Raw genomic sequence first — 22,784 nt, 5'->3', positions numbered from 1 at the left:
GATGAGGGCCGCCGGCGGGGACGACCGCCGCCTTAGCACGCTCATCCTGATCGCCCTGGCGGTTGCCGGCGCGGTGCTTGCGGCGGCGCAGACGTCGCCCTGGCGCCTCGTCGATCTGAAGATCTTCGACTATTTTTCGACACTCGCGCCGCCATCGCCGTCGGCCGATGCTCCGATCATCGTGGCAATCGACGAGCCTTCCATGGCGGAAGTCGGCCTGCGCTGGCCGTGGCCGCGTGACCTGCACGCGGATCTCGTCCGCTCATTGCGCGCCGCCGGCGCGAAGGCGATCGGACTCGACATCATCTTCTCCGAGCCCTCCGCCGCGACTGCCGACCAGGCACTCGCCGATGCGCTTGCGCCGGACGTTGTTCTCGCGGCCGACCTGACCGTAATTCGGACGCCACAAGCGGACCAGCAGATCAGGGTCGAGCCTCTGCCGGCCTTCACCGAAAAAAGAGCCGGTTCGGGCCTCGCCTCGGTCGCCATCGAAAGCGACGGCGTGGTCCGCAAAATTCCGATTTACGAGGACGGCTTTGCCGCGCGCGTGCTCGAAGCCGCTGGTCGGCCTGCCCCTGCAGCACCGGCCGATGCGCTGATCCAGACCTTCGGGCCGGCGCGCACCTTCGAGACCGTCTCCTACTACCAGGCGCTCGATCCGGCCGCCTTCCTGCCGGAAGGCATCTTTCGCGACCGCATCGTGCTTGTCGGCCTGTCGACGCAGTCGGCCTCACAGATCGACGCCGGAGGTCCCGACCTCTTCGCTATCTCCTTCACGTCACGAAGCCGTCTCCTCCTGCCCGGGGTCGAACTGCAGGCGACGATCCTGGAGAACCTGGCGGAAAACCGCTTCATCATGCCCGTTCCCACGCTCGCCGTAGCGGCTTCCGTCATGCTGGCGGCCGCGCTCGCGGTCGCGACGGTGCGGTGGCAGACCGGCTGGAGGACCGCCGCGGCGGCGGTCGCAACTGTTCTGCTCTGCTTCGGCGGCGGATTTTTGCTTGTACGGTACGGCCGGATTTTTCTGCCGCCGCTCGCCCCCTCGCTGGCCTTCGCCGCGGTCGCCGGCATCCAGAGCGCGCGCGACTACGCCGACGAGCGGCGGCGGCGCATGCGGATCACGCGCGCCTTCTCGCAGTACCTTTCGCCCGTCCTCGTGCAGCGGCTGGCCGACGATCCCTCCCCGCTCAAGCTCGGCGGCGAGCGCCGCGTGATCACGGTGCTGTTCTGCGACGTGCGCGGGTTCACCACCATCTCGGAGCAGATGAAGGACGATCCGGAGGGGCTCACCAGCCTGATGAACCGACTGCTCAACCCGCTGTCGGAGGTGATCCTCGAGGCCGGCGGCACGATCGACAAATATATCGGCGACGCGGTGATGGCGTTCTGGAACGCACCGCTGGAGGATCCCGACCACGCCCGGCATGCGGTGGAGGCGGCGCTCGGTACCGTTCAAGCCATCGACAAGCTGAACGCGGAACTCGAAGCCGAGGCAGGGGCAACTCCTGCGCCAAGACTCAGGATCGGCGTCGGCGTGAACACCGGCGAATGCGTGGTCGGCAATATGGGCTCGGATTTCCGCTTCAACTATTCCGCGCTCGGCGACCCCGTGAACCTCGCCGCGCGCCTCGAGAGCGGGACGAAGGCGCTCGGCGTGTCGATCCTGATCGGAGAGGAGACCGCGCGCCGCGTGGCCGACCAGATCCCGCTCGCGCCGCTCGACCGGATCACGGTGAAGGGCAAGCGCGAGCCGGTCACGGTATCCACGCCGGTGCCGGGCTGCGATCTCCAGGCGCTCGCGATCCACGGCTCCCTGGTCGCAGATCTCCTGGAAGAGCGCCTCGCGAACGGGGATTCCCGGTTCGCCTTGCTGAGGCGTGATCTCCCACCGCTTGCCGAATACTACCGGCTCACGCAGATGCGCCTAAAGGCAAGGGCGGATTGATCTAGCCCTACATTGCGGCTGCCTCTCCTTCGCGCTACCGTTGCGTCAAGGGAGAGAGCTCATGAACGTCAAAGCCGAGAACGGCCGCCGTGCCGCCGTGCCTTTCGACCACCAGAAACTCGACCGGCTGATGGAACAGGCCGGAATCGACGTGCTGGTCGCCACGTCGAAGCACAACGTCCAGTATCTGCTCGGCGGCTACAAGTTCATCTTCTTCTCGGCGATGGATGCAATCGGCCACAGCCGCTACCTGCCCGTCGTGGTCTACGAGAAGGGCCGGCCGGACCACGCCGCCTATATCGGAAACAAGATGGAGGGCGGGGAGCACGCCAACCGGCCGTTCTGGACACCGACGCTGCACACGGCCACCTGGGGTACGCTCGATGCCGCGACGCTCGCCGCGGAGCACGTTCGGAAGATCGCCTCGCCCGGTGCGCGCATCGGCATCGAGCCGCCGTTCCTACCATCGGATGCGCATGCGGTGCTGGAGCAACTCGGCAACCGCGCGGAACTGGTCGAGGCGACCTCGGTGCTGGAACGGCTGAGGGCCGTCAAGACACCGGAAGAGCTGGAGAAGCTTCGCGCTGCCTCCGAGTTGATCACCGACTCGATGATCGCCACGATCGAATGGGCGCGCGAGGGCACGACCAAGGCCGAGATCATCGAGCGGCTGCGGCGGGAGGAGACCGAGCGCGGGCTGCAGTTCGAATACTGCCTGCTGACGCTGGGACCTAGCCACAACCGTGCGGCCTCGCCACAGGCGTGGAAGCCGGGCGAGGTTCTGTCGATTGATTCCGGCGGCAATTTCCACGGCTATATCGGCGATCTTTGCCGCATGGGCGTGCTGGGCGAGCCGGATTCCGAACTCGACGACCTGCTTGCCGAGATCGACGCCGTGCAGCAAGCCGCCTTCTCTAAGATCAGGACGGGCGCGCTCGGCGGCGACGTGATCGCGCATGCCGAGAGCGTGCTGAAGGCGTCGCCGGTAGCGGCCTTCACCGACTTTTTCGCCCATGGCATGGGGCTGATCAGCCATGAAGCGCCGTTTCTGATGACAAACCATCCGGTCGCCTATGAAGGCGTCGACGCTGCTAGCCCGCTCGAAGCCGGCATGGTGCTGTCGGTCGAGACGACCATGCTCCACCCGTGGCGCGGCTTCATCAAGCTGGAGGACACGGTCGCCATCACCGAGACCGGCTACGAGATGTTCGGCGAGCGCGGCCGGGGCTGGAACAGGGGCGGACGAGGCTAGTTCTGCTAGACTCACTGGCCTCAGCGGCAAGTCGATCAGTCGGTGGCGTCGTTTACATGCCGACGCCGCGCGCCATCGCCGCTGCGAAGACCAGGATCAGCACGAAAACCCCCGCCTCGAGCTTGAGCCACCGCCTCATCGCGCTGACCTCCAGTTCCGGTACTTGCGCCAGACTGGCGCGCCGCCAGCGCAGGATGGCCCGCGTCGGCGCGATCGACAGCAGCCCGACCGTGCCGAAGGCCGCCATCTTCAGCCAGAAGGCCGGATTGTAGACGTAGAACTCCCATCCCTTCAGGCCGAAGAGCACACGGCCGATGCCAATCAGGATGATCAGGACGGCGCAGGCGCCATAGACTGCATCGACCCGGCCGAGCGCTGGCAGATCGGCCTTGGCCAGCCCCGGTCGCGCCAAGGCAAGTTCGGCCGCAAGGAGCGCCGCGATGGCGAACACCAGGATGTGGTGGGCTATGGCAAGCAGAAGGTCGACTATGGCGCCGTCCATGGGAAGCTCCAAGCAATTCTTTACACTGTAAAGATAACCTCGATCTTTACAGTGTCAACCCCATCGCTCGGATCGCGCTACGGTCTCCAGGCGGGCGAAAGTTAGGGCCGCGTACCGGCCGCACATCGACAAGGGCAAGGCGTGCTGGCTTGTCCTGCCAGGCTTGGCGTTCTAGACCACTCCGGCCGTCAGGCCGCATTGGAATCCTGTCTCCCGTCGGCCATAGCTGGGGAGCACAGCGCCCCTCCGTTGCTCAGGAAGAGAAGCATGACAGACCAGCCCGATCCCGCGCGCTTCGCCCATGTGAAGGACTGGGTCTTCGACCTCGACAACACGCTCTACCCGCACCACACCAACCTGTTCTCGCAGATCGACGTGCGCATGACCGCCTATGTGTCGGAACTGCTCAGCCTGCCGCGCGAAGAGGCGCGCAAGCTGCAGAAGGAGCTCTACCTGCAGTATGGCACCACGCTGGCCGGGCTGATGGAGCGCCACAACATCGATCCGGACGATTTCCTGCTGAAGGTACACGACATCGATTATTCCTGGGTGGTGCCGGACCCCGCGCTGGGGGACGCGATAAAGGCTCTGCCGGGCCGAAAGTTCATCTTCACCAATGGCGACCGCGGCCATGCCGAGCGCACCGCGCGGCAGCTAGGCATCCTCGATCATTTCGACGAGATCTTCGACATCGTGGCCGCAGGGCTGACGCCGAAGCCGGCGCCGCAGACCTACGACCGCTTCGTCGCGCTGCACAAGATCGTTGGGTCGGACGCGGTCATGTTCGAGGATCTCGCCCGCAATCTGGTCACGCCCAAGGCACTCGGCATGACCACCGTGCTCATCGTGCCGCGCAATTTCGAGCCCACCTTTTCGGAGATCTGGGAGCGTGATCCGGCCTTCGACGACGCGGTCGACTTCGTCACCGACGATCTGGCGACGTTCCTGCGCGGACTACGCCCTGGTGCGGAGTCGTAATCGCCGGGATGACGGCGGCCACAGGCGCGCCCGTCACACTGATCGCGTGATGCCGCCGTCTATGCGGATGTTCTGGCCGGTGATGTAGCTGGATTTGTCGCTCGCCAGGAAGGCGATCAGCTCGGAAACCTCCTCGACCCGCCCGTAACGCCCCATCGGGATGCGCTCCCGGCGCTCGCCCACTTCGGGAAGGCTGTCGATGAAGCCGGGCAGCACGTTGTTCATCCGCACATTGTCGGCTGCATACTTGTCCGCGAACAGCTTCGTGAAAGCTGCGAGCCCGGAACGGAACACGCCTGAGGTGGGGAACAGCGCCTCCGGCTCGAAGGCCGCATAGGTCGAGATGTTGACGATCGAGCCGGATTTCTGCGCCTGCATGATCGGCGTGACCAGCCGCGCGACCCGCACGGCATTGAGGAAATAGATCTCCATTCCGGTGTGCCAGTCCTCGTCGGTGATCTCGAGAATCGGTGCGCGCGGGCCATGGGCGGCACTGTTGACCGCCGCATCGATACGGCCCCACCGCTCCATCGCGGCATCGACGAGGCGCTTCAGATCCTCGTTCGAGCGGTTCGAGCCGGTGACGCCGACCCCGCCCAGGCTCTCCGCCAGGGCTTCGCCCTTGCCCGAAGAGGAGAGGATGGCGACCTGAAAACCGTCCTCGGCCAGCTTGCGGGCGGCGTCGGCTCCCATGCCGCTGCCTCCTGCCGTGATGATCGCAACCTTGGTCGTCATGATGGCCTCCTGTCTTCCCTGCTCGGTGATATCGCCGAAACGGTCCTTCGCATAGCTTTGGTGCAAGAAGTGGCCGCACTGGACCTACCAAAGCAGCGACTGCCAGCTTGACGGCAGACCCTGGTTTGCCGAGAGATCGCTCGCCCGAAGGCTGCTTCGGCGCTGCGCAAAAGGGGGAAACGAGTGAGCTCGTTCGGACTGCTGCTGCTCTCGTGCTCGACCGTCGTCTTCCTGCTCGCCGCAACGGTGGCGAAGGCCTGGGCCCTGGCGCCGGGCATGGGCAAGCTGGTGCTCACGCTGGCACTCTATTCGGCCGGCAACCTCATCATGCTCAAGCTGGTGCGCGAGTTCGGCATGGCTTCGGCCTTCAGCCTCTCGGCTGTCGTCCAGCTCGTGGCCGTCAACGTGATCGCGCTTACCTGGTTCGGAGAGAGCCTCACCTTCACGCAGGCCAGCGGCATCGTGCTGGCGATCGTCGCCGTCGGCCTGATCACGCTCGGGCCGGCATTCGGGAAGTAGGCCCCGAGAGTCGGGGCATTCGGCCCGCTCTGGTAGTCACAGCGTTTCGCGGCCTGGGGAAAAGATGCCCCTCATCCGCCTGCCGGCCGCTACGCTGACGACGCCCTCTCCCCGCGTGCGGGGAGAGGGTAAGGCTCAGACGCCGATCTTGCCGCCGCCCTGCTTGGTGATGGCGACCACCGCCGGGCGGACCGGCATGTCCTGCTTGAAGTCCGGCCAGCGGGTCGATGGGTCCTCGTAGTACGATGGCCGGCCGAACCCTTCCCAATCGTCGCCGCCGTCGCCCGGATGCTGCACCGCCACGAAGGCGGTCTGGTCGTCCGGCGTGAACAGCGGGCCGCACATCTCGCCGCCGACCGGCACGCGGAAGAACAGTTTTGACGTGGCGCGCGCCTCGCCTTCGGTATCGACCGCCCACAGCCCGTCGGTCCGTCCCGTCTGCTTCGGGCTGTTGCCGTCGGTGGCGACCCACAGCCGGCCTGCCGAATCGACGGCGCAGTTGTCGGGCATGCCGAACCAGCCGTTGGCGGTGGTGGCGGTCGAGAAGGATGCGCCGACCTCGGCAACCGAGGGATCACCGCACTTCAGCAGGATCTCCCAGCGGCCTTTTGTGGCGGCAAAGTCGCCGCCGTCTTCGATCAGTTCGACGATGTGGCCGAAGGCGTTCTTGGCGCGAGGGTTCACGCCGTCGACCTTGTCGGCCTGACGCTTGGTGTTGTTGGTCAGCATCACGTAGACCTTGCCGTTGACCCCATTCGGCTGGATATCCTCCGGACGGTCCATCGGCGTGGCGCCAAGGAGATCGGCGGCGCGGCGGGTCTCGATCACCACGTCCGCCTGGCTCTCGAAACCGTTCTCATCCGTGAGCGGGCCCTGTCCCTGGATCAGGGGCAGCCATTCGAAGCTGCCGTCCTCGGCGAACCTGGCGACGTAGAGCGTTCCCTCGTCGAGAAGGTCCAGGTTGGCAGCCCGGTCGTCCGGGCTGAACTTGCCGGCCGTCACGAACTTGTAGACGTAGTCGAACCGCTCGTCGTCGCCGAGATAGAAGACAACCTGTCCACCCTTCGCCACGATCGACTCCGCGCCTTCGTGCCGGAAGCGGCCGAGCGCGGTGCGCTTCTTCGGCACGGAGTGGGGATCGTTGACGTCGACCTCGACGATCCAGCCGAAGCGGTTCGGCTCGTTCGGCTCCTTGGAGAGGTCGAAGCGCTCTTCGAAATTCCCCCACTGGTAGCTGTCTTCCGGTACGCCGTAGCGCTCGTAGTTGGCGGCCTCCCTGTGGCCGGCAGGCAGTTCGCCCTGGAAATAGCCGTGAAAGTTCTCCTCGGCCATGATGTAGGTGCCCCAGGGCGTGACGCCGCCGGCGCAATTGTTGATGGTGCCGAAGACTTTGGTGCCGCTCGCATCGGCATTGGTCTTGACGCGGTCGTGGCCGGCGGCCGGGCCAGTGAGCTGCATCTCCGTCTTGGCGGTGATGCGGCGGTTGAGCTTGCCGTCGAGCACCGGCTTCCAATTGCCGCCTTCCTTGCGGATCTCGATGATGGTGCCGCCATGCGCGGCCATCTCGATGGCGACGCGCTTGGCGTCGGCCGGCGCGATCTCCAGTTCCTTCTTGCCGTCCTTCTCGACCACCTGGGTGATGCCCGGGAACATCAGGTGCTCGCTCGTGTACTCATGGTTCACGACCAGCAGGCCGTGCTCCGACGAGCCGTCGATCGGGATGTAGCCGACATAGTCGTTGTTATAGCCGAACTGCTTCTCCTGGGCCTCGGCGGTCTGGTTGGCAGGATCGAACGCCGGCGCGTCGGCGAAGACCGGGTCGCCCCAGCGCAGCAGGATGTCGGCATCATAGCCCGCCGCAACGTGATGCTTCTCGTCGACGCCCGCCTCGATCTCGTCGAAGGTGAAGGCCGAGGCGCCCTCGGCGCGCGCCTTCTCGGCGGTGACCAGCGCGAGCGGGCTGACGGTCGCGGCGATCGCCGAGACGGCCAGGGTTCCGCGCAGGAAACCGCGGCGCGAGAAGCGGGCGGCGATGATGTCGCCCATCGTCGGATTGCCGGTGGGATTGCGGCCGGGACCGTCGTTCTCCTCGAGAAGGCTGGTCCGCGGTGGGCAGGCATTGCTGGTCATGAGAGCTACCCTCTTGCTGGGCTCGTGACTGGAGTGGTTCCCGGGTGAGCTATGCGGCTTTGCCAACAGTTTGATGACATCCCGCCGCCTAGTCGAGTCGAGGCCCGAAGGTACTTGCGTTTAATCATTCGATTGATTAAACTAGTGGCATGAACGACATTTTGAGCCTCTCACCCTCCGAGCAGACCCGCAGCGGCCTTGTACGCGCCGCCTTGCGCCTCTTCGGCGCCCAAGGCTTCGACGCAACCTCCACACGGCAGATCGCCGGCGAAGCAAACGCCAATATCGGCTCCATCGCCTACCACTTCGGCGGCAAGGATGGGCTGCGCATGGCAGTAGCCGACCATATCGTCGCCACTATTCAGGGCGTGACCGGCGCCGTCCTCGGCCAGGTCGATGAGGCACTCGAGGCCGGCATGGACAGCCGGACGGCGCAACAGCAGCTCTCGGCCGCCGTCGAGCGCATGGTGAGCTTCCTCATCGCGCGGCCAGAGGCTGGCGACCTGGTGCAGTTCATGCTGCGCGAGCTCAGCCATCCGTCACCGGCGCTGGACCGGATCTATTCAGGGGTCATGGAGCCCACCCACCGCCGGCTTTGCCGGATCTGGGAGGTCGCGACCGGCGAACCGGCCGAGAGCGAGCGTACGAAGATCACGATCTTCACCCTCATAGGCCAGGTGATGTACTTCCGCATCGGCCGGGAAATGGTGCAGCGGCGCATGGGCTGGCACGATATCGGGCCGCGCGAGGCCGCCGCTGTCACGGACGTCGTCAGGGGCAACCTTGATGCGATCCTGAAGAACCGGAAAGGCGGCTGACCATGAGCCTCCTCTGCACTGTTCCGCTGCTTTCCTCGCTGCTCGGGTTCTGTGCGCCTCCGCCTCCGCTGGCGGTAGGCTATGTCGAGGGCGAATTCGTGCTCCTCGCTCCGATCGAGGTGGCCGAAGTCGAGAACGTGAACGTGCGGCGCGGCGACAGGGTCTCTCCCGGCACCTCTGTCGCCTCTCTCGAAGACGGCGACGCCAGGATCGCGGTCGAGCAGGCGGCATCCGCGCTGGCACAGGCCAATGCGCAGCTCGCCAACCTGCGGCTTGGACGGCGTCCTGAGGAGATCGCGGTGCTCGAAGCCACGCTGGTTTCGGCGCAGGCTCAGGCGCAGGAGGCAAAGCGGGTGCTGACGCGAACCGGTGATCTGCTGGACCGCAAGTTCGCCACCCGAGCCGACTTCGACCGAGCCGAGACCGACGTCCGTACCGCCGAGGCAGCCGTAGGGCAGGCCGAGGCCAATCTTTCGGTGGCGCGCCTTCCCGCCCGGACGGAAGAGATCAAGGCCGCAGAGCACCAGGTGAAGCAGGCCGAGGCCGCGCTTGGGCAGGCGAAGTGGCGGCTCGGCAAGCGCGTCATCCAGGCGCCCTCGCCCGGCCGCGTCGACGACGTCATCCGGACGCCTGGCGACATCGCCAGTCCCTCGGCTCCGGTGATCTCGATGCTGCCGGACGGGGCCGTGAAGCTGAAGGTCTATGTACCTGAGAGTTCGGTCGCCTCTGTCCAGATCGGCTCGGAACTGACGGTCAGATGCGACGGCTGCCCTCCGGGCCTGAAGGCCCGTGTCAGCTACGTCTCGCCCGACCCCGAGTTCACGCCGCCCGTCATCTACTCGCTGCAGACGAGGCAGAAGCTCGTGTTCCTGGTCGAAGCCCGCCCGGAAGGTGAGAAGTCCATGCTGCAGCCCGGACAGATCGTGGATGTGGATTTAGTGAATGCGGCAGTCGGCAGCCGGCAATAGGCAGTCGGGCCGCTCTGCGAGAACATCATGCCTCAGAACCTCGCGATCTCCGTCCACAACCTGGTGAAGCGCTTCGGCGACAAGACCGTCGTCGATCACGTCTCCATGGAAGTCGCCGAGGGTGAGATCGTCGGCTTCCTCGGTCCGAACGGCTCTGGCAAGACGACGACCATCCGCATGGTGTGCGGGCTGCTGACGCCCGACGAGGGCGAGGGCTCGGTGCTCGGCTACGACCTCAGGACCGAGGCCCTGAAGATCAAGCGCGAGGTCGGCTACATGACCCAAAAATTCTCCTTCTACGAGGACCTCACCATTGCGGAAAACCTCGAGTTCGTCGCCCGCCTCTACCAGTTGAGGCCGGTTAACAAGCATGTGGATCGCACGTTGGAGGAACTCGGGCTCGCAACCCGGCGCAACCAGCTTGCCGGCACGCTCTCCGGCGGATGGAAGCAGCGGCTGGCGCTCGCCGCCTGCATCATGCACAACCCGAAACTCCTGCTGCTCGACGAGCCCACCGCCGGCGTCGACCCGAAGGCGCGGCGCGAATTCTGGGACGAGATCCACCGGCTGGCGCATGGCGGGCTCACCGTGCTCGTCTCGACCCACTACATGGACGAGGCCGAGCGCTGCCACCGCATCAGCTACATCTCCTACGGCAAGATGCTGGCGAGCGGCACGGTGCAGGAGGTCGTCGCCAATGCCGGGCTCGCCACCTTCGTCATCGAAGGAGAGCGGCTCGACGAGGTCGCGACGCTGCTGGAAGGAAAGCCCGGCGTCGAACAGATCGCGCCCTTCGGCGCAACGCTTCATGTGGTCGGGTCAGACGCCGAACTCTTGCGCAGAACGCTCGAAGGCGTCGGCAAGCGCGAAGGCGTCACCGTCATGCCCGGCGAAACCAGTCTCGAGGACGTGTTCATCAAGTTCATGGCCGGGTCCAGGGACAACATGCAATGAGCTTCTCGCTCCTTTTGCGGCCGGGCGCGGCGCCGACGACCCCCGTGGGAGCGAGACGCTGCGTCATTGCAGGAGAGTACGCATGAAAACCGCAATTTTCTCCCTCGCCCGCCTCCGCGCGCTGCTTGCGAAGGAATTCATCCAGATGCGCCGCGACCGCATCACCTTCGCGATGATGCTGGCCGTTCCGCTGCTCCAGCTCGTGCTGTTCGGCTACGCGATCAACAACGACCCGAAGGCGCTTCCGGCCGCGCTGGTAGTGACCAGCAACGACCACTACACCCGCGCCATGGTCTCGGCGCTGGAGACCACCGGCTACTACCGGTTCGTGACCGTGGCGGCGAGTGCGGCCGAAGCCGAATCGCTGATGGCGCGCGGCGACGTCTCCTTCGTGGTCACCATCCCTTCAGACTTCCGCCGTCGGGTCGACAGCGGCCAGAAGCCGCGCATCCTGGTGGAGGCTGACGCGAGCGATCCGGCCGCCGCGAGCAATGCAATCGGCACTCTCGCGACCGTCGCTTCCCAGGCGCTGCTGCGCGAGCAGGGCATGCAGGCCGTCGCCGCCGAGACCGCGGACAACCAGTTGCAGGTGATCGTCCACCGCCGCTACAACCCGGAAGGCATCTCGCAGTACAACATCGTGCCCGGCCTGCTCGGCGTCATCCTGCAGATGACGATGGTGATGATGACCGCCATGGCGCTCACGCGCGAGATCGAGCGCGGCACCATGGAGAACCTGCTCGCCATGCCGGCGAGCCCGACGGAAATCATGCTGGGCAAAGTTTTGCCTTATCTCGTCGTCGGCGCGGTGCAGGTGGTCGTGGTGCTCACGGCCGCGAAACTCCTGTTCTCTGTGCCTTTCGTCGGCTCGCTCTGGCTGCTGATGGGCGCCATCCTAGTCTTCGTCATGGCGCTCGTCCTGCTCGGCTACACCATCTCGACGATGGCGCGCACGCAGATGCAGGCGATGCAACTCACCTTCTTCTTCTTCCTGCCGTCGATCCTGCTGTCCGGCTTCATGTTTCCCTACCGCGGCATGCCCGAATGGGCGCAGACGTTGGGGGAAATCCTGCCGCTGACGCATTTCCTGCGGGTTACCAGAGGGATCATGCTGAAGGGCGCGGACCTGCCCGAGATGGCGCCGGAGATCGCCGCACTGACGATTTTCGTCTTCGCCTTCGCCGCCCTGGCGCTGCTCAGGTTCAGAAGAACGCTGGATTGAGTGCCCGGTCGCCTATGAAGGCTCGTTCGCTGCCGCGCCGTAGCGGTTCGGCCCCGGATCGCCGGGAAATAGGCACAACACGATGAAGGCGATGATCGAGATCACCGGGATGAACAGCGTTACCGCGAAGATCCCCGGCCTGCTCATGTCGTGTAGGCGCTTCACGCCGAGCGCCACGTTCGACCAGACCGACACCGCCACGGCGACCCAGAAGGCGCTCTCCCAGAACTCGCTTGCGGCACTTCCTTCCGGAGCCAGCGTGAAGCGGTAAAGCAGGAAGGCCTGGATGATGGCCAAAAACAGTCCCGCGAGAAAGAAGGCCGCGCGCGCGACGCGGCCGTTGAAGCGGAAAAAGAGCCAGATGAGCTGCGAACTATCAGGCAAGAGGATCCATTCCGTATCTGTTGGGTCCGCGCGTGCCTTCGAGGATGCCCAGTTCGATGAGCAGCCAGACCGCGCCGATGATCGGTATGAGTGCGATGAGCGACCACCAGCCCGACTTGTCACGATCGTGCCAGCGCTTGGCGTAAAGAGCGAGCGCCAGATAGATCGAGATCAGTGCGAAGATAGTGCTGAGAACACCGAACCCCTGTCCGAACTGCAACCCAAGTATGCTGTCTATCAAGTTCAGGACGATGCTGGCGGCGATCAGGACGCCGACGCCCGCCCAGAACTTGGCACGATTGATGCGACCTTCGAAGCTTGTAAGGAGATATTTCCAGTCCATGACGATTCCCCCTCATGCGCCCTGATTTGACGCATGCGGAAGGTGCGTTCGAAACTGCCGGAAATCAATCTCTCAGAAGCTCGTTGATCGAGGTCTTCGAGCGTGTCTTCTCGTCCACGCGCTTGACGATCACCGCGCAGTAGAGGCTGGGGCCGGGTTCGCCGTTCGGGAACGGCTTGCCGGGCATGGTGCCGGCCACCACCACTGCGTTGGCCGGGACCTCGCCATAGGTGATTTCGCCGGTGGCGCGGTCGACGATCTTCGTCGACTTGCCGATGAACACGCCCATGCCGAGCACCGCGCCCTCACGCACGATGCAGCCCTCGACCACCTCGGAGCGGGCGCCGATGAAGCAGTTGTCCTCGATGATGGTCGGACCGGCCTGCAGCGGCTCCAGCACGCCGCCGATGCCAACGCCGCCCGACAGGTGCACGTTCTTGCCGATCTGCGCGCAGGAGCCGACCGTCGCCCAGGTATCGACCATGGTCCCGGCATCGACATAGGCGCCGAGATTGACGAAGGACGGCATCAGCACCGCGCCCGGAGCGATGTAGGCGGAGCGACGCACCACCGCGCTCGGCACCGCACGAAAACCCGCCTTCTCGAATTCGGACGCACCCCAGCCGGAGAATTTCGAGGGGACCTTGTCCCACCAGACGGCGTCGCCGGGCCCGCCCTTGATCACCTCCATCGGATTGAGCCGGAAGGAGAGCAGCACCGCCTTCTTCAGCCACTGGTTGACCTTCCAAGCGCCGTCGGTCTGCCGCTCGGCAACGCGAACCTCGCCGCGGTCGAGCAGGTCGAGCGCTGTCTCCACCGCCTCACGAACCTCGCCTTTCGTTGCCGTGGAAACGCCATCTCGCGCCTCGAAAGCCCGCTCGATCGTCGTTTCAAGGCTCGTCAGGTCTGGCATTGGCATTGCTTGCTCCGCTATAGCGCTTATGAGGCCGGAAATCGGACTGCTTCGTAAGGCGGGCGGACCCTATTTCAGGCTATATGATGGGTCAATCTTGCCTTGCGCCGTGCAATGACGCAGGCGGGGGAGAATGCTGACTTGGCTATCAATCCCAACGAGAATTCAGGCTGGACACCGCTTCCTCACGCGGACGAGGACCTCGAGCGGGTAAGAAGCGCACCCGACACGCCGCAGACGCGCGCGCCGACCTATCGCCTCGCCTGGACCGACGAGGACTTCATGACCCGGCGCGAGTTGAGGCCGGTCAGGTTGCAGCTCGAACTTCTGAAGCCGGAAATGACGCTCGCCGAGCGCGGCATCCGCTCGACGGTGATCCTGTTCGGCGGCGCGCGCCTGCCCGAGCCGGGAGGCGAGGCCTGGGCCGCCAAGAACGAGACGCAGCGCAAGAACCTCCTGAAGAACAGCATCTATTACGACGAGGCGCGCAAGTTCGCCCGGCTATGCTCGCAGCATTCGGCGCTGTCCTACTACCGAGAGTTCGTGGTGGTCACCGGCGGCGGGCCGGGTGTGATGGAGGCCGGCAACCGCGGTGCGGACGACGTCGGCGCGCCGTCGATCGGCCTCAACATCGTGCTGCCGCACGAGCAGGCGCCGAACCAGTACGTGACGCCCGAGCTCTGCTTCAACTTCCACTATTTCGCGATCCGCAAGATGCACTTCGTCATGCGCGCCAAGGCGGTGGCGGTCTTTCCCGGCGGCTTCGGCACGCTGGACGAGTTCTTCGAGACGCTGACGCTGATCCAGACCGGCCGCATGGAACGCGTCCCGATCATCCTGTTCGGCAAGGAGTTCTGGAGCCGCGCCATGGACCTCGATTTCCTTGCCGAGCAGGGAACGATCTCGCCGGGCGACCAGGACATCATCGATTTCGTCGATTCGGCCGACGAGGCGTGGGAGATCATTAGCCGATTCTACAAGCTCTGAGGATCGGGCCGGGGCGCCCCCCGCATCGAGAGCTTCCCTTACGTCTTAAACTTTAGGCGCATTGGCCGCGCCTTCGAATGATGGTTTGGTACCGCCATCGTGCGGGTTCGGAGGAGCCGGCAACCCGCACGCATGCAGGCGCATTCCCTCGGAGGGCGCGCAGCACCGTCGGGAGGAGGTTGGATGGCGTCTGTCGCGATACGCGATGTCTACAAGTCGTTTGGCTCGGTTCAAATCCTTCACGGCGTCAGCGTCGGCATAGAAGACGGCGAATTCGTCACGCTCGTCGGCCCGTCGGGCTGCGGAAAATCCACGCTGCTGCGGATGATCGCCGGCCTCGAGGGAATCTCGGGTGGCGACATCGCCATCGGCGGCAGGGTGGTCAACAACGTCGCGCCGAAGGAACGCGACATCGCCATGGTCTTCCAGAACTACGCGCTCTACCCGCACATGACCGTGCGCGAGAACATGGCCTTCTCGCTGATGCTGAAGGGGGCACCGCAGGAGGAACGAAACACAAGGGTCAAACGCGCTGCCGAAATCCTGTCGCTGAGCCCGCTGCTCGACCGCTATCCGCGCCAGCTGTCCGGCGGGCAGCGCCAGCGCGTCGCCATGGGCAGGGCGATCGTGCGCGACCCGCAGGTCTTTCTGTTCGACGAGCCCCTGTCCAACCTCGACGCCAAGCTGCGCGTGCAGATGCGGGCCGAGATCAAGGAACTGCACCAGCGCCTCAAGACCACCACCATCTACGTCACCCACGACCAGATCGAGGCGATGACGATGGCGGACAAGATCGTGGTCATGCATGACGGGCAGGTCGAACAGATCGGCCCGCCGCTCGAACTCTACGACCGCCCCGACAATCTGTTCGTCGCCACCTTCATCGGCTCGCCGGCCATGAACCTGCTCAAGGGCCAGATCGGCACCAGCGGCTTCGAAGGCGCCGGCGGGATCTCGCTGCCGTTTCCAGCAAGGCCGGGCGTTGCCCCCGGCATGCCTGTCGTTGTGGGGCTGCGGCCGGAGCATCTGCGGCTTTCGGACGACGGCTTTCCGGTCAAGGTTGTGGTGGTCGAGCCGACCGGATCTGAGGTGCAACTCATCGGCCGCACGCCGGGCGGCGAGGAGATCGCCGCCAACTTCCGCGAGCGGCATGCATTCCGGCCGGACGAGACGATCCGTCTCTCGGCAGATCCTGGATTGATCCATCTCTTCGACGGGCAGACCGGCAAGAGGTTGTAGAGGAGGACCGGCATAGCCGGAACGACAAACGGGAGGAAAGTAGTATGAAATTCACACGACGCGACGTCATCAGGACTTCGGCCGCCGGCCTCGCAGCCGGTGCGCTCGGCAGCCGCTTCATCGGTCCCGCCTTCGCCCAGGAGGCGCCGAAATACACGCCGGAGCAAGGCGCCACCCTGCGCGTGCTGCGCTGGTCGCCCTTCGTGCAGGGCGACGAAGATGCTTGGATCGCCAACACCAAGAAGTTCACGGAGGCCACGGGCGTTCAGGTCCGCATCGACAAGGAGAGTTGGGAGGACATCCGCCCGAAGGCGGCGGTGGCCGCCAATGTCGGCTCCGGCCCGGACATCATGTGGGTCTGGTTCGACGACGCGCACCAGTATCCCGACAAACTGCTCGACGTGACCGACCTTGCCGACTATCTCGGCAACAAGTATGGCGGCTGGTACGACGGCGGAAAGGGCTACGCCACCAAGGACGGCAAGTTCATCGGCCTGCCGCTCGCCGCGATCGGCAACGCCATCGTCTATCGCGACAGCTGGGTGAAGGAAGCGGGTTTTTCGGAGTTCCCGAAGGACACGGCGGGCTTCCTGGAGCTCTGCAAGGCGCTGCAGAAGATCGGCCATCCGGCCGGCTTCACGCACGGCCACGGCGTCGGCGACGGCAACAACTACGCGCACTGGCTGCTGTGGAGCCACGGCGGCATGATGGTCGACGAGTCGGGCAAGGTGGTGATCAACAGCCCCGAGACTATGAAGTCGATCGAATATGCGATGGAGCTCTACAAGACCTTCATCCCCGGTACGGAAAGCTGGCTCGACGTCAACAACAACCGCGCCTTCCTGGCCGGTGAACTGTCGGTCATCGCCAACGGCATCTCGGCCTATAGAACGGCGCAGATCAACAAGGACAACGATCCGAAGCTTGCCGAGATCGCCAAGGACATCCGCACCACCAACCTGCCGATCGGCCCGGTTGGGAAGTCGGTCGAACTGCACCAGACGACTACGGCCGTGATCTTCAACTACACGCCCTATCCGAACGCTGCGAAGGCGTACCTGCAGTTCATGTTCGAGAAGGAGCAGATGGCCGACTGGATCGAGAAGTCGCTAGGCTATTGCTGCCAGTCGCTGAAGGCCTACGCGGACAATCCGGTCTGGACGTCCGACCCGAATGCCGCGGCCTATTCGCGTGCATCCGAGACGCTGCGTCCGAACGGCTACGCTGGCCCGCTGGGCTACGCCTCGGCGGCCACCATGGCCGACTACGTGCTGGTCGACATGTACGCCAGGGCGGTGACCGGCCAGGCGTCGCCGCAGGAGGCGATGGAAGAGGCCGAGAAGCGCGCCAACCGGTATTACCGGGTGTAGGCGCAGCGCCGCTCCTGCCGGTGCCTTCTCCTCGCGCTGGGAGAAGGTGCCGGCACCGGTCGGGACCGATCTAGGCTACGTGTCGCCAAGACTCGCTTTCGGGCAGTCCACCGGGCTGCCTCACCTTGGACGGTGTAAGAGGCCTTTCAGAACTCGGTCGCGGGAAGATTTCCGCTCGCACCGGCCTGCAACGACAGAACCCCCAGTCCGCCGAGGGTGCACTCAATGACATCGATACCCGCAGCCGCTGAGACTCGTGCGACATCCTCCCGCGCTCCCCTCAGCGAAAGCAAGGGCTTTCTCAGCTTCTGGTTCATGCTGCCGGCTGCGGTGCTGCTGCTGGTCTTCCTCACCTATCCGCTGGGCTTGGGCGTCTGGCTCGGCTTCACCGATGCCCGCATCGGCAGGCCGGGGATCTTCATTGGCCTGGAGAACTACGAGTATCTCTGGGAGGACGGCGTCTTCTGGCTCTCCGTCTTCAACACGCTGCTCTACACGATCTCCGCGTCGCTGCTGAAGTTCGCCCTCGGCCTATGGCTGGCGCTGATCCTCAACGAGAACCTGCCGATAAAATCCTTCTTCCGCGCCATCGTGCTCCTGCCCTGGGTGGTGCCGACCGTGCTGTCGGCGATCGCCTTCTGGTGGATCTACGATTCGCAGTTTTCGATCATCTCCTGGGCACTGATGGAGATGGGCCTGATCGACCACCGCATCAACTTCCTCGGCGACCCGACGAACGCACGCGCCTCCGTGATCGCAGCGAATGTCTGGCGCGGCATTCCCTTCGTGGCGATCACGCTGCTTGCCGGCCTGCAGACCATCCCGCAGTCGCTCTACGAGGCCGCGACCCTGGACGGCGCCGGACGCTGGCAGCTCTTCCGTTACGTGACCCTGCCGCTGCTGACCCCGATCATCGCGATCACCATGACGTTCTCGGTGCTGTTCACCTTCACCGACTTCCAGCTGATCTACGTGCTGACGCGCGGCGGTCCGGTGAACGCGACGCATCTGATGGCCACGCTGTCCTTCCAGCGCGGCATCTCTGGGGGCCAGCTCGGCGAAGGCGCGGCCATCGCGGTGGCGATGATCCCCTTCCTGCTCGCCGCCATCCTGTTCAGCTATTTCGGCCTGCAGCGGCGCAGGTGGCAGCAAGGCGGAGGCGACTGACATGGCCGACCGGGCAACGACCACGTCCGTGCAGGGCGACGACGGCGGCATGGGCTATCTGCAGAGCGTGCCGCGCCGGGTGGTCACCATCTACCTGCCGCTCGCGATCTTCGTCTTCGTGCTCCTCTTCCCGTTCTACTGGATGGCGGTGACCGCCGTTAAGCCGAACGAGGAGATGACCAACTTCAACGACTACAGCCCGTTCTGGGTGGTCAATCCGACGCTGCAGCACATACGTTACCTCCTGTTCGAAACCTCCTATCCGGGCTGGCTGCTCAACACGATCCTGATCTCGGTCGCCGCCACCTTCCTGTCGCTGCTCGCCGCCGTGTTCGCCGCCTACGCGATCGAGCGGCTGCGTTTTTCTGGCTCGCGCCAGGTGGGCCTGGCAGTGTTCCTCGCCTATCTCGTCCCGCCGTCGATCCTGTTCATCCCGCTCTCGGTGATGGTCTTCAGGCTCGGCCTTTACGACACGCCGTTTGCGCTGATCCTCACCTATCCGACCTTCCTGATACCCTTCTGCACCTGGCTCTTGATGGGCTATTTCCGCTCGATCCCGTTCGAGCTGGAGGAATGCGCGCTGATCGACGGCGCCAGCCGCTGGCAGATTCTTACCCGGATAATCCTGCCGCTTTCGGTCCCGGGGCTGATCTCGGCCGGCATCTTCGCCTTCACGCTCTCCTGGAACGAATTCATCTACGCACTGACGTTCATCCAGTCGTCGGAGAACAAGACCGTCCCGGTCGGCGTGCTGACGGAACTGGTGCGCTCCGACGTCTACGAATGGGGGGCGCTGATGGCCGGCGCGCTGATCGGCTCGCTGCCGGTGGTGATCCTCTACTCCTTCTTCGTCGAGCACTACGTGTCCTCGATGACGGGTGCGGTGAAGGAGTAGCAAGCCTCCCTTTTTTGCGGGGAGGGAGAAGGGGGGTCGGATAGCTTCCGTGCGGCCCTGGGGCGGGTATCCGGAAGCGCGCCTTTGGTCTAAATGCTTGCCCCATGTCGAAGAGAATTGCCGGCCCCGAGATCGAACGCCTGATCCAACTCCTCGCCAAGGTGCCGGGGCTGGGGCCGCGCTCGGCCCGGCGCGCCGCGCTGCACATGATCAAGAAGAAGGAGCAACTGCTCGCCCCGCTCGCTGGCGCCATGAGCGAGGCGGCGGAGAAGGTGCGGGTCTGCTCGACCTGCGGCAATGTCGACACCGTCGACCCCTGCTCGATCTGCTCCGATCCGCGCCGCGACCCGGCGACCATCGTGGTGGTCGAGGACGTGGCGGACCTCTGGGCGCTCGAGCGGGTCGCGGCGCTCAATGCGAGATATCACGTGCTCGGCGGCACCCTTTCGCCCCTCGACGGCATCGGCCCGGACCAGCTCAACATCAAGAGCCTCGTCGCCCGGATCGCGGAAGGCGGGGTGTCGGAGGTGATCCTCGCGGTGAACGCGACCGTCGAGGGCCAGACCACGGCCCACTACATCACCGGGCAGATTTCCGATCTCGGCACGAAGGTGACCAGGCTCGCCCACGGCGTCCCCGTCGGCGGCGAGCTCGATTATCTCGACGAGGGGACGCTGGCCGCGGCGCTCAAGTCGCGGACGGCCTTTTGAGGAGACGCTCCATCCTGCCCGTCAAACTACGCGGTCTGCTTGCTGGACTGGCAGCCCTCCTGCTCTCGGCAACCGCCGCCCCCGCCGCTCCAATCGACGACCAGTTCCGCACCTGGCTCGCAAAAGACCTCTGGCCCGAGGCCAAGGCCAACGGCGTCTCCAAGTCGACCTTCGACGCTGCCTTTGCCGGCGTAACACCCAACCTGAAGCTGCCGGACCTCGTCCTGCCCGGACAAAAGCCGCAGACGCCGAAGAAGCAGCACCAAGCCGAGTTCAACGCTCCAGCCAACTATTTTGCCGAAAAGACGATCGGCGCCGTCACGGCAGGCGGACGGACCCGCGCCGGCAAGCACGCCAAGATCCTGGCTGCGGTGGAGAAGAAGTTCGGAGTGCCCGGCGAGGTCGTCCTGGCGATCTGGGGCCGCGAATCGGGTTTTGGTGCGGCCAAGATGCCCCATGATGCCTTCGAGGTTCTCGGCACCAAGGCGTTTCTGGCGACCCGCAAGGAGATGTTCCGCAAGGAACTGCTGGCTGGGTTGCTCATGGTCGAGCAAGGTCTGGTGCAGCGCGACGCCATGCGCTCATCCTGGGCGGGCGCGCTCGGCCAGCCGCAGTTCCTGCCCACCTCCTTCCTTGCTCACGCAATGGATTTCGACGGCGACAGGCGGGCCGACATCTGGAACTCGGTTCCGGACACGCTGGGATCGATCGCCAATTATCTTTCCCACTATGGCTGGCAGAAGGGCCGTGACTGGGGCTTCGAGGTCATCGTACCAGACAGCGTTTCCTGCGCGCTGGAGGGACCGGACCGAGGCCGGAAAATTGCGGACTGGGCAGCCATGGGGATTCGGCGCGTGAACGGAAAACCGTTCCCCGCGAATGAACTCAGGGCCGAAGGTTTTCTGCTGATGCCGGCGGGGCGCAACGGTCCGGCATTCGTCGTCACGCCGAATTTCTACGTGCTCAAGGCGTATAACGAGAGCGACCTCTACGCGCTGTTCATAGGGCACGGCGCCGATCGCATCGCCTCGGGAGACAAGAGGTTTGCCGGCCGCTGGGGCAAGATCGACAGCCTCTACCGCTCGGACATCGCATCCCTTCAGCGTGGGCTGGAACGCAAGGGCTACGACGTCGGCGGCGCCGACGGGCTGCCGGGCTACAAGACGCGCCGTTCCATCGGCGAGTGGCAGGCAAAGAACGGGCAGGGGCCGACCTGCTTCCCTGACCGGGCGCTGGTCGGGGCTTTGTGAGGCTTACACAAGCCGGTTGAGCCGAAGCCTTCTAGCTTGAGACGGGGCCTACGCTCCCTCTCCGCGCCTTTTACGCGGAGAGGGTAAGGTGGGAGGCAGCATCGACGGTCGAGGATTGCGACCGTCGGATCAGAACTGATTGGCCAGCCGCCCGACGACCGCGAACTGCACGACCGTCGCCAGGAACTTCGATATTTCCACCGAAGGATGGTGCGCCAGGTAGAGCACGTCCTTGTTGCGGATCGGGAAGGTCTGGCCGACCAGATAGGAATCCGGCTTCGCCAGATCGATCCGATAGACGATCGGATACATGTCGTCCTGATTCGAACGCAGGCCTTTTGCGGCCAACTCGGCGAAACGCCGCTCGCCGAGCACCTGCCTGAGCACCTCCGCATGCTCGTAGCGGAAAATGAACAGCCCCTTCGGGTTGGCGCGCTCCGCCTTGGCCCCGCCGGCCAATGCGGTGGCCTCGATAACGCTGATGCTGGCTGCACCCAGCGGAATTTTCGAGGACTGGCCTGTGGAGCCCAGGACCGTGAAAGTCTGCGGATCGAACGACAGGAACAACTGGTCGCCCGGGCTGATGTAAATGTTTTCCTTGGGCTGCTCGATCAGCGTCTGGAAAAGTGCCTTGCCTGTACGGCCGCCGCGCGTGAGCGTGACATAGGTGTCGTAAGGCGGGTTCCGCGGGCCACCCGCCTTCGCGATGACCTCGGTCACGCGCTCCGGCGAAAGCCCGAGCGGCACCAGGGAAGGCGAGCCGACGACGCCGTTGACGGCGACTGTCCTCGAGGCATTGGTCGCCAGCGTGACGATCACGTCGGGTTCCACCGCGCGCGTCTTGAGCGCTTCGGCGATGGTCCCCCTGACGGACTCCAAGGTATTGCCGGCGAACCTTAGAGTCCCGATGTAAGGAACCTGCGCACGGCCATCCGGCTGGACTGTGACGACCACCTCGGTAGATTTCTTGTCAGACGTCGAGAAGAGCCCATCAGGCCCTGCTTCGAAAATCGTGATCTGCAGAACGTCGCCGACGCCGATGGTAGGGTTGCCGCCGCCCCCGCCCATGCCGAAGGTCTTGTGGAAGGCGGGGCTGCGATAGGCAGCGACGATCTCGGCGACATTCGGATCCATGTCGACGACGTCGAAGACCGTATTGTGCTTCACCCGCTGGGGCGTCTGACCCTTGTTCGCCGATGCGGCGACGACCTGATCGGCAAGCGGACCGTCGCTGGGGAACACGGTGCAGCCGGCCATCGCCAGGGGAACTGCCGCGACAGCAAACAATCTCTTTGCGCCGGCGAAGGCAGAGCCGGCGCGCTTCTGCATGCTCATAATTATTCTGCTACCTTCAAAAGACGGCCCCCTCTGCATCGCCGATTGCGCCCCGATGCAATGACCCCGGCAGAGGCAAACTCATGACGGACCCCATCGGGACCGTCAATGTCAAACTCTGCCGGGAAGCTTGAATTGGAACTACAATGTAAATCCTTCGCTAACCCA

The 22,784-nt window shown here is 64.8% G+C and carries 22 protein-coding genes; 15 read left to right on the top strand and 7 right to left on the bottom strand.

Annotated features, from left to right (window positions below; all coding sequences use genetic code 11):
* The first annotated feature begins 1 nt into the window (after position 1).
* Positions 2 to 1,945, top strand: a complete 1,944-nt coding sequence (locus HUI96_RS10110) for an adenylate/guanylate cyclase domain-containing protein (RefSeq protein WP_188254514.1) — start codon at positions 2 to 4, stop codon at positions 1,943 to 1,945.
* A 61-nt stretch (positions 1,946 to 2,006) separates the two neighbouring features.
* A complete protein-coding gene (locus tag HUI96_RS10105; RefSeq protein WP_188254513.1) occupies positions 2,007 to 3,197 on the top strand; it encodes a M24 family metallopeptidase in 1,191 nt (396 codons plus the stop codon).
* Positions 3,198 to 3,249: 52 nt separating this feature from the next.
* On the opposite strand, the gene HUI96_RS10100 is transcribed toward HUI96_RS10105, so the two are convergent.
* Complete coding sequence (locus tag HUI96_RS10100) at positions 3,250 to 3,699, bottom strand: DUF2214 family protein (RefSeq protein ID WP_188254512.1); 450 nt, start codon at positions 3,697 to 3,699, stop codon at positions 3,250 to 3,252.
* Positions 3,700 to 3,966: 267 nt separating this feature from the next.
* Here HUI96_RS10100 and HUI96_RS10095 point away from each other — a divergent pair, with 267 nt between their 5' ends.
* Positions 3,967 to 4,677, top strand: coding sequence for a pyrimidine 5'-nucleotidase (locus HUI96_RS10095; protein ID WP_188254511.1), 711 nt, complete (start codon positions 3,967 to 3,969; stop codon positions 4,675 to 4,677).
* A 33-nt stretch (positions 4,678 to 4,710) separates the two neighbouring features.
* Here the strand turns inward: HUI96_RS10095 and HUI96_RS10090 are convergent, their stop codons facing one another.
* The gene (locus HUI96_RS10090; protein WP_188254602.1) at positions 4,711 to 5,415 is read right to left on the bottom strand and encodes an SDR family oxidoreductase; all 705 of its coding nucleotides are present in this window, start codon (positions 5,413 to 5,415) and stop codon (positions 4,711 to 4,713) included.
* A 180-nt stretch (positions 5,416 to 5,595) separates the two neighbouring features.
* Here HUI96_RS10090 and HUI96_RS10085 point away from each other — a divergent pair, with 180 nt between their 5' ends.
* Positions 5,596 to 5,931 carry a hypothetical protein gene (locus HUI96_RS10085; RefSeq protein ID WP_188254510.1) on the top strand — a complete coding sequence of 112 codons (336 nt, stop codon included), beginning with the start codon at positions 5,596 to 5,598 and terminating at the stop codon, positions 5,929 to 5,931.
* A gap of 135 nt (positions 5,932 to 6,066) precedes the next feature.
* Here the strand turns inward: HUI96_RS10085 and HUI96_RS10080 are convergent, their stop codons facing one another.
* Complete coding sequence (locus HUI96_RS10080; RefSeq protein WP_188254509.1) at positions 6,067 to 8,061, bottom strand: PhoX family protein; 1,995 nt, start codon at positions 8,059 to 8,061, stop codon at positions 6,067 to 6,069.
* A 149-nt stretch (positions 8,062 to 8,210) separates the two neighbouring features.
* Here HUI96_RS10080 and HUI96_RS10075 point away from each other — a divergent pair, with 149 nt between their 5' ends.
* The 4 genes from HUI96_RS10075 to HUI96_RS10060 all read left to right on the top strand — a co-directional run bounded on the left by HUI96_RS10075 (position 8,211) and on the right by HUI96_RS10060 (position 12,023).
* Positions 8,211 to 8,879: a CerR family C-terminal domain-containing protein gene (locus HUI96_RS10075; RefSeq protein ID WP_188254508.1), complete on the top strand. Its 669-nt coding sequence runs from the start codon at positions 8,211 to 8,213 to the stop codon at positions 8,877 to 8,879.
* A gap of 2 nt (positions 8,880 to 8,881) precedes the next feature.
* Entirely contained in the window at positions 8,882 to 9,847 is a 966-nt protein-coding gene (locus HUI96_RS10070) for an HlyD family secretion protein (protein ID WP_188254507.1), read from the top strand.
* Positions 9,848 to 9,874: 27 nt separating this feature from the next.
* Complete coding sequence (locus tag HUI96_RS10065) at positions 9,875 to 10,801, top strand: ABC transporter ATP-binding protein (protein WP_188254506.1); 927 nt, start codon at positions 9,875 to 9,877, stop codon at positions 10,799 to 10,801.
* Between the two features lie 82 nt (positions 10,802 to 10,883).
* Positions 10,884 to 12,023 carry an ABC transporter permease gene (locus HUI96_RS10060; protein ID WP_188254505.1) on the top strand — a complete coding sequence of 380 codons (1,140 nt, stop codon included), beginning with the start codon at positions 10,884 to 10,886 and terminating at the stop codon, positions 12,021 to 12,023.
* 12 nt (positions 12,024 to 12,035) lie between these two features.
* On the opposite strand, the gene HUI96_RS10055 is transcribed toward HUI96_RS10060, so the two are convergent.
* The 3 genes from HUI96_RS10055 to dapD all read right to left on the bottom strand — a co-directional run bounded on the left by HUI96_RS10055 (position 12,036) and on the right by dapD (position 13,669).
* Positions 12,036 to 12,407: a DUF805 domain-containing protein gene (locus HUI96_RS10055; protein ID WP_188254504.1), complete on the bottom strand. Its 372-nt coding sequence runs from the start codon at positions 12,405 to 12,407 to the stop codon at positions 12,036 to 12,038.
* The gene (locus tag HUI96_RS10050) at positions 12,400 to 12,750 is read right to left on the bottom strand and encodes a DUF805 domain-containing protein (RefSeq protein ID WP_188254503.1); all 351 of its coding nucleotides are present in this window, start codon (positions 12,748 to 12,750) and stop codon (positions 12,400 to 12,402) included. The genes HUI96_RS10055 and HUI96_RS10050 overlap by 8 nt, the downstream gene beginning before the upstream one ends.
* A gap of 64 nt (positions 12,751 to 12,814) precedes the next feature.
* A complete protein-coding gene (dapD, locus tag HUI96_RS10045; protein WP_188254502.1) occupies positions 12,815 to 13,669 on the bottom strand; it encodes a 2,3,4,5-tetrahydropyridine-2,6-dicarboxylate N-succinyltransferase in 855 nt (284 codons plus the stop codon).
* A 141-nt stretch (positions 13,670 to 13,810) separates the two neighbouring features.
* On the opposite strand from dapD, the gene HUI96_RS10040 reads away from it, so the two are divergent.
* The 7 genes from HUI96_RS10040 to HUI96_RS10010 all read left to right on the top strand — a co-directional run bounded on the left by HUI96_RS10040 (position 13,811) and on the right by HUI96_RS10010 (position 21,281).
* A complete protein-coding gene (locus HUI96_RS10040; protein ID WP_188254601.1) occupies positions 13,811 to 14,650 on the top strand; it encodes an LOG family protein in 840 nt (279 codons plus the stop codon).
* Between the two features lie 183 nt (positions 14,651 to 14,833).
* Positions 14,834 to 15,889 (top strand): ABC transporter ATP-binding protein, encoded by a 1,056-nt coding sequence (locus HUI96_RS10035; protein ID WP_188254501.1) that lies wholly within the window; start codon positions 14,834 to 14,836, stop codon positions 15,887 to 15,889.
* A 44-nt stretch (positions 15,890 to 15,933) separates the two neighbouring features.
* A complete protein-coding gene (locus HUI96_RS10030) occupies positions 15,934 to 17,259 on the top strand; it encodes an ABC transporter substrate-binding protein (protein WP_188254500.1) in 1,326 nt (441 codons plus the stop codon).
* A gap of 315 nt (positions 17,260 to 17,574) precedes the next feature.
* Positions 17,575 to 18,426 carry a carbohydrate ABC transporter permease gene (locus tag HUI96_RS10025; RefSeq protein WP_425299211.1) on the top strand — a complete coding sequence of 284 codons (852 nt, stop codon included), beginning with the start codon at positions 17,575 to 17,577 and terminating at the stop codon, positions 18,424 to 18,426.
* A 1-nt stretch (position 18,427) separates the two neighbouring features.
* Positions 18,428 to 19,321, top strand: coding sequence for a carbohydrate ABC transporter permease (locus HUI96_RS10020; protein ID WP_188254498.1), 894 nt, complete (start codon positions 18,428 to 18,430; stop codon positions 19,319 to 19,321).
* A gap of 104 nt (positions 19,322 to 19,425) precedes the next feature.
* Positions 19,426 to 20,031: a recombination mediator RecR gene (gene recR, locus HUI96_RS10015; RefSeq protein WP_188254497.1), complete on the top strand. Its 606-nt coding sequence runs from the start codon at positions 19,426 to 19,428 to the stop codon at positions 20,029 to 20,031.
* Positions 20,028 to 21,281 (top strand): lytic murein transglycosylase, encoded by a 1,254-nt coding sequence (locus tag HUI96_RS10010; RefSeq protein WP_237684045.1) that lies wholly within the window; start codon positions 20,028 to 20,030, stop codon positions 21,279 to 21,281. Before recR ends, HUI96_RS10010 begins: the two co-directional genes overlap by 4 nt.
* A 129-nt stretch (positions 21,282 to 21,410) precedes the next feature.
* Here the strand turns inward: HUI96_RS10010 and HUI96_RS10005 are convergent, their stop codons facing one another.
* Entirely contained in the window at positions 21,411 to 22,616 is a 1,206-nt protein-coding gene (locus HUI96_RS10005) for a polysaccharide biosynthesis/export family protein (protein ID WP_188254496.1), read from the bottom strand.
* Positions 22,617 to 22,784: the final 168 nt, after the last annotated feature.

The sequence above is a fragment of the Pseudaminobacter soli (ex Zhang et al. 2022) genome, from assembly GCF_014595955.1.
Classification (GTDB): domain Bacteria; phylum Pseudomonadota; class Alphaproteobacteria; order Rhizobiales; family Rhizobiaceae; genus Kumtagia; species Kumtagia pseudosoli.
The sequence above is the reverse complement of the archived record's forward strand: the minus strand, read 5'-3'. Positions and strand labels throughout refer to the sequence as shown.

What these genes read in the sequence shown, in the direction of transcription:
- HUI96_RS10110 (WP_188254514.1), top strand. Translation starts at nt 2, where the DNA reads ATGAGGGCCGCCGGCGGGGACGACCGCCGCCTTAGCACGCTCATCCTG.
- HUI96_RS10105 (WP_188254513.1), top strand. Translation starts at nt 2,007, where the DNA reads ATGAACGTCAAAGCCGAGAACGGCCGCCGTGCCGCCGTGCCTTTCGAC.
- HUI96_RS10100 (WP_188254512.1), bottom strand. Translation starts at nt 3,699, where the DNA reads ATGGACGGCGCCATAGTCGACCTTCTGCTTGCCATAGCCCACCACATC.
- HUI96_RS10095 (WP_188254511.1), top strand. Translation starts at nt 3,967, where the DNA reads ATGACAGACCAGCCCGATCCCGCGCGCTTCGCCCATGTGAAGGACTGG.
- HUI96_RS10080 (WP_188254509.1), bottom strand. Translation starts at nt 8,061, where the DNA reads ATGACCAGCAATGCCTGCCCACCGCGGACCAGCCTTCTCGAGGAGAAC.
- HUI96_RS10075 (WP_188254508.1), top strand. Translation starts at nt 8,211, where the DNA reads ATGAACGACATTTTGAGCCTCTCACCCTCCGAGCAGACCCGCAGCGGC.
- HUI96_RS10070 (WP_188254507.1), top strand. Translation starts at nt 8,882, where the DNA reads ATGAGCCTCCTCTGCACTGTTCCGCTGCTTTCCTCGCTGCTCGGGTTC.
- HUI96_RS10065 (WP_188254506.1), top strand. Translation starts at nt 9,875, where the DNA reads ATGCCTCAGAACCTCGCGATCTCCGTCCACAACCTGGTGAAGCGCTTC.
- HUI96_RS10060 (WP_188254505.1), top strand. Translation starts at nt 10,884, where the DNA reads ATGAAAACCGCAATTTTCTCCCTCGCCCGCCTCCGCGCGCTGCTTGCG.
- HUI96_RS10050 (WP_188254503.1), bottom strand. Translation starts at nt 12,750, where the DNA reads ATGGACTGGAAATATCTCCTTACAAGCTTCGAAGGTCGCATCAATCGT.
- dapD (WP_188254502.1), bottom strand. Translation starts at nt 13,669, where the DNA reads ATGCCAATGCCAGACCTGACGAGCCTTGAAACGACGATCGAGCGGGCT.
- HUI96_RS10035 (WP_188254501.1), top strand. Translation starts at nt 14,834, where the DNA reads ATGGCGTCTGTCGCGATACGCGATGTCTACAAGTCGTTTGGCTCGGTT.
- HUI96_RS10030 (WP_188254500.1), top strand. Translation starts at nt 15,934, where the DNA reads ATGAAATTCACACGACGCGACGTCATCAGGACTTCGGCCGCCGGCCTC.
- HUI96_RS10025 (WP_425299211.1), top strand. Translation starts at nt 17,575, where the DNA reads ATGCTGCCGGCTGCGGTGCTGCTGCTGGTCTTCCTCACCTATCCGCTG.
- HUI96_RS10020 (WP_188254498.1), top strand. Translation starts at nt 18,428, where the DNA reads ATGGCCGACCGGGCAACGACCACGTCCGTGCAGGGCGACGACGGCGGC.
- recR (WP_188254497.1), top strand. Translation starts at nt 19,426, where the DNA reads ATGTCGAAGAGAATTGCCGGCCCCGAGATCGAACGCCTGATCCAACTC.
- HUI96_RS10005 (WP_188254496.1), bottom strand. Translation starts at nt 22,616, where the DNA reads ATGAGCATGCAGAAGCGCGCCGGCTCTGCCTTCGCCGGCGCAAAGAGA.